The sequence below is a fragment of the Notoacmeibacter sp. MSK16QG-6 genome, assembly GCF_024158145.1.
Classification (GTDB): Bacteria; Pseudomonadota; Alphaproteobacteria; order Rhizobiales; family Rhizobiaceae; genus Notoacmeibacter.
Genome location: NZ_JAMYXM010000012.1, coordinates 1 through 4501 on the forward strand (window position 1 = coordinate 1; position 4501 = coordinate 4501).

General features: G+C 61.5%; 3 protein-coding genes. All 3 read left to right on the forward strand.

The window, feature by feature from the left end:
• The coding region (locus tag NIM86_RS17130; RefSeq protein WP_305884473.1) for a calcium-binding protein at positions 1–1112 on the forward strand (1112 nt) is incomplete at its 5' end.
• A 67-nt stretch (positions 1113–1179) separates the two neighbouring features.
• Entirely contained in the window at positions 1180–2910 is a 1731-nt protein-coding gene (locus tag NIM86_RS17135) for a type I secretion system permease/ATPase (RefSeq protein ID WP_253383920.1), read from the forward strand.
• Positions 2911–2914: 4 nt separating this feature from the next.
• Positions 2915–4243 (forward strand): HlyD family type I secretion periplasmic adaptor subunit, encoded by a 1329-nt coding sequence (locus NIM86_RS17140; protein ID WP_253383921.1) that lies wholly within the window; start codon positions 2915–2917, stop codon positions 4241–4243.
• Positions 4244–4501 lie beyond the last annotated feature (258 nt).

The window sequence follows — 4501 nt, forward strand, 5'->3', positions numbered from 1 at the left end:
CCGAAAGCGCCGACGGCGCCGGTGATGGTGGTTCGATCAGGCTCAATTACACGCTGAAAGACTACTATGACCAAGGGATCGAAAGCGTTGTTTTTGCCGATGGTTCGAGCTGGACGCGATCGGACATTCGACAGACGCAACTCGACCAGGCCTCGACCGATGGTGACGATACAATTACTGGCTATACTGGGGCGGACGTTCTTTCGGGTGGAAGAGGCAACGATACGTTGATCGGTGGCGGCGGTGTGGATATCCTGATCGGCGGTGCCGGCGCCGACGTACTGGATGGCGGAGGTGGTTGGGACATTGCCAGCTATGAGGATGCCACTGTCGGATTGTGGGTTGAGTTGGACGAACCCTCCCTCAACACAGGTATTGCTTCCGGGGACGCGTTCATCTCGATAGAGGGTCTTCGCGGGTCGCAGTTTGACGACACCATCTGGGGGGACGGCAACGATAACGCTCTCTACGGAGAGGATGGCGACGACGAGATTGGGGGCTTGGGTGGCAACGACCTGATCTATGGCGGTGCCGGCGATGACACGCTTTATGGTGGCGCTGGCGACGATCTCTTGGATGGCGGCGGCGGGTCGAACGACCAGGTCGATTATGACGGCGCGGCTTCCGACTACACTTTCACCCACAACGCCGATGGCAGCGTCACGGTCAGTCATGCCGTCTATGGAAACGATACGCTGACAAATATCGAGAAGGTCTGGTTCTATGGCGAGAGCGCGCTCTACGACATCGGCAGTCTGGGAAGTAGCAATCCTACCGTTTCGGTTGGCACAGGCCATTCCAACTATTTTGGCGGCACTGAGAGCGACGACCTGATCCAGTTCACGGGCGGGACGGGCAATTATGTCGATGCGGCCGGTGGCACGGACACGATCAGCTTCGATGCGGACATCGCCGCTTTCGAGATCCTTGGCGAGGGCGATCACTTCACGGTGACCAATACGGCGACCGGCGATGCGGTCCAGTTTACAAATGTGGAATATCTGACCTTCAACGATGCGACAGATGTGTCGCTCGATGACATCGTCGCCAATTCGAACCATGCGCCCGGCGACACCTGGTATGATCCGCAACCGATCGGCGGGTTGATCTAGGTCGCCCCGATCAAGAGAGAGCGCTGGATTAGGGGGCGCTCTCCCAAACATCCGAGACACGATTTCCATGAACCAGGCCAGACCCGTTCGGACCAGGCTCGGTCGCGCCGTCTTGCACCTTGCGGTGTTTTCGGCGGTGACCAATGTTCTGATGCTGGTCATGCCGTTCTACCTAATGCAGGTATATGACCGGGTGCTGCCGTCGGCCAGCGTCGAGACGCTGATCTACCTCAGCATCATCGCCGTCGGCGCGCTTACTTTTCTTGGCCTGTTCGACATCGTCCGCTCCAGCTATGCCCATCATGTCGCCAATGATCTGGTCCGCAGCAAGGGCGGCGACGTCTTCCTCAGCGTGATCGACCGCGACCGCGGTGACCGCAACGACATCGCGCCGTTGCGCGATCTGCACAAGGTCCGAGGGTTCATCGCCTCCAAGGCGCTGCTGGCGCTGTTCGATCTGCCGTTTGCACCGCTCTTCGTGGTGCTGCTCTATTTCGTGCACCCGCTTCTGTGCTGGATCACTCTTGCCGGCGTCGGCGTCATGGCCCTCATCCTCGCCATCAATCTGCTGCTGGATCGCAAGTGCAGCCGCAAGGCGAGCGCGACGTCCGTCCTCGCCGATCTCTCCGCGCAGAGCTTCGGGCGCCATGCCGACAGCCTCCACGCGATGGGCATGAGAGAGAATGCACGCCAGCACTGGGGGCAGCGCTTCGCCGAAAGCCTGACGGAGGTGACGGCCTCCGCAACGGTCAACAACATCTTCGGCGGGATATCGCGCGCCTCACGCATGATCCTGCAACTCGCCATTCTCGGCGTTGGTGGCTGGCTGGTGCTGCAAGGCGACATGACGGGGGGCATGATCTTCGCGTCTTCGATCATTTCCGGGCGGGCTCTCCAGCCAATCGACCAGCTGATTGGCGGCTGGCGGCAGATCGCCGAGGGCGTGCGTTCCTGGCAACGCCTGAGCGACCGTCCAAGACCACCTGCAGCGATGCCTATCGAACTGCCCGAGCCAAAGGGTGCACTGAGGGTGGAGAACCTGCTCTACGGGCGGCCCGGCGCGGGGGTGGGCAGCCCCGCTATCATCAAGCGCGTCAACTTCCAGCTGGATGCCGGTGAAGCGCTTGCGATCATCGGCCCGAGCCGTGCCGGCAAGACGACCCTGGCGCGGCTAATCGTCGGCGCCATTCGGCCCGGCAGTGGCATCGTCCGTGTCGATGGCGCCGATCTGGAGACATGGAACGAGACGCAGAGAAAGGGCCTGTTCGGCTATCTGGCGCAGGACGTCCAGCTCTTTCCCGGCACCATCGCGCAGAACATCGCCCGGTTCGATCCCAATGCCGCCGATCAGGATATCGTCGCGGCCGCGCAGATGGCCCATGCCCATGAGATGATCATCGCCCAACCCAATGGCTATCAGACGGAGATTGCCGCGGTTGGACCAATCTTGTCCGGTGGGGAGCGCCAGCGGATCGGACTGGCGCGCGCCTTCTTCGGCCAGCCCGCCATCCTGGTTCTCGACGAACCCAATGCCCATCTCGACGCCGATGGCGAGAAGGCGTTTGTCGCGGCGCTGGAGGAAGCCAAGCGGCGAGGAACGACCGTCATCCTCATCACCCACCGCATCTCGATCGCACGCCATTGCGACAAGGCGCTGCTGCTCAATGATGGTGCCGTCCAGAACTTTGGACCAATCGGCGAGGTGCTTCAGGCCATGCAGCCGCCATCTGGCACGCCGGTCATGCAGCCGACGCCGCTGCGGCCCGTCCCTGCCACCAATATCCCGTCACGGTCATAGAGTAATGAGCATGGCCAATACGAGCAGGACGTCCCATCACGAATGGCAGGATCAGGTCCCCGTCCGGCGCGGATGGTTCGCCGCGCTTGGCTATGGCTTTCTCGTCCTTCTTCTGGCGACCTTCGGCTATTGGGGCGCCACCGCACCGATCTCCGGCGCTGCGATCGCGCCTGGCGTCATTGCCGCTTCGGGGCGCAATGTGGCGATCCAGCATCTGGAAGGCGGCATCGTCCAAAAGCTGCCGGTCGAGGAAGGCGATCAGGTCGAAGCCGGCGATATCGTTCTGCGGCTCGATCCGACGCTGGCCCGCACCAAGCTGCGCCGCCTGACCAATCAATGGGAAACGAATGAAGCAATGATCGTCCGGCTCGTCGCCGAACGCGACGGGCTGGATGCCATGCCAAACGATGCCGACAAACCGGAGACGGACGCGATCGCGGAGATCCGCTCCGAGCAGCGCAAGGAATTCCAGGCGCGGCTGTCGCGCTACGCATCCGAACAGGAGATTCTCAAGCAGCGCGTCGCCGCATACGAAGAAGCGAGAGAAGGTTTGATTGCCCAGCGTGACGCCGTCGATGCCCAGCTTGAGATCGTCGCCGACGAACTGGAGCGCAAGAAGAGCCTGGTCGACAAGGGACTGACCAACCATTTCGAATATACCCAGATCCAGCGCAACAAGGCTGACCTGATCGGGCGGCGCAGCGTCATCCTCTCCGAGCTGGCCACCAACCAGACCAACCGCATCGAGGCCTTAGAGCAGCGCGAACGGCTCGCCACCCAGCGCGTCGAGGAAACGGTCACCAGGCTGAACGAGGTTCGTGCCGCTCAGGTCGATATTGGCGACCAGCTTGAAGATGCGCGTTTTATCCTGTCGCGAACCGATGTCCGCGCGCCTGTCGGCGGCATTGTCGTCGCATCCCACTTCAACGCGATCGGCAGCGTCGTGCCGCCCGGCGGGACAATAATGGACATCCTGCCGACCAGCGAAGGCGTGGTGGTGGAAGCGCGCCTGCGACCACAGGATGTCGATGTCGTCCAGCTCGGCCAGGAGGCGCGCCTGCGGCTCTCCGCGCTCAATATGCGCGTCACGCCGGAAGTCGAAGGTACCGTCATTCATATCTCCGCCGACCGGCTTGTCGATGAAGCGACGCAGGAGCCTTACTACCTGACCCGCCTCAAAATGACCGACGACCTTCCGCCGCCCGTCACCCGCGATCAGCTTTATCCCGGCATGCCGGTCGAAGCCCTCATCTCGACCGGCGAGCGCACCTTCTTCGAATATCTCGCCAAACCCATCCTCGATTCCTTCAGCCACGCTTTTACCGAGGATTGAGTGACACCCGTTCGGTAATGGTCTCCAGCGGGAAGAAAACGAAAGTGGAAAGCGGCGACGTTCTTCAGCCCAAAGCATGACGATCGACATGTCCGCTTCCAGGATTCTTCAGAAAGACGGCGAACGACAAGAATGCGGGCGCGAAGCTGCACTGCCTCAACGCGAAACACAGCAGCAGTTGGATAAAGTGCGGCTCCGCCTTAACGGAACCGCACAGGGCTAGATTTCGGTGTGCTCAGCCAATTCGAGGGCATCCTC

Bases quoted from the DNA above. Each gene is read 5' to 3' on its own strand.
- NIM86_RS17140 (WP_253383921.1), top strand. From the start codon at position 2,915: ATGAGCATGGCCAATACGAGCAGGACGTCCCATCACGAATGGCAGGAT.
- NIM86_RS17135 (WP_253383920.1), top strand. From the start codon at position 1,180: ATGAACCAGGCCAGACCCGTTCGGACCAGGCTCGGTCGCGCCGTCTTG.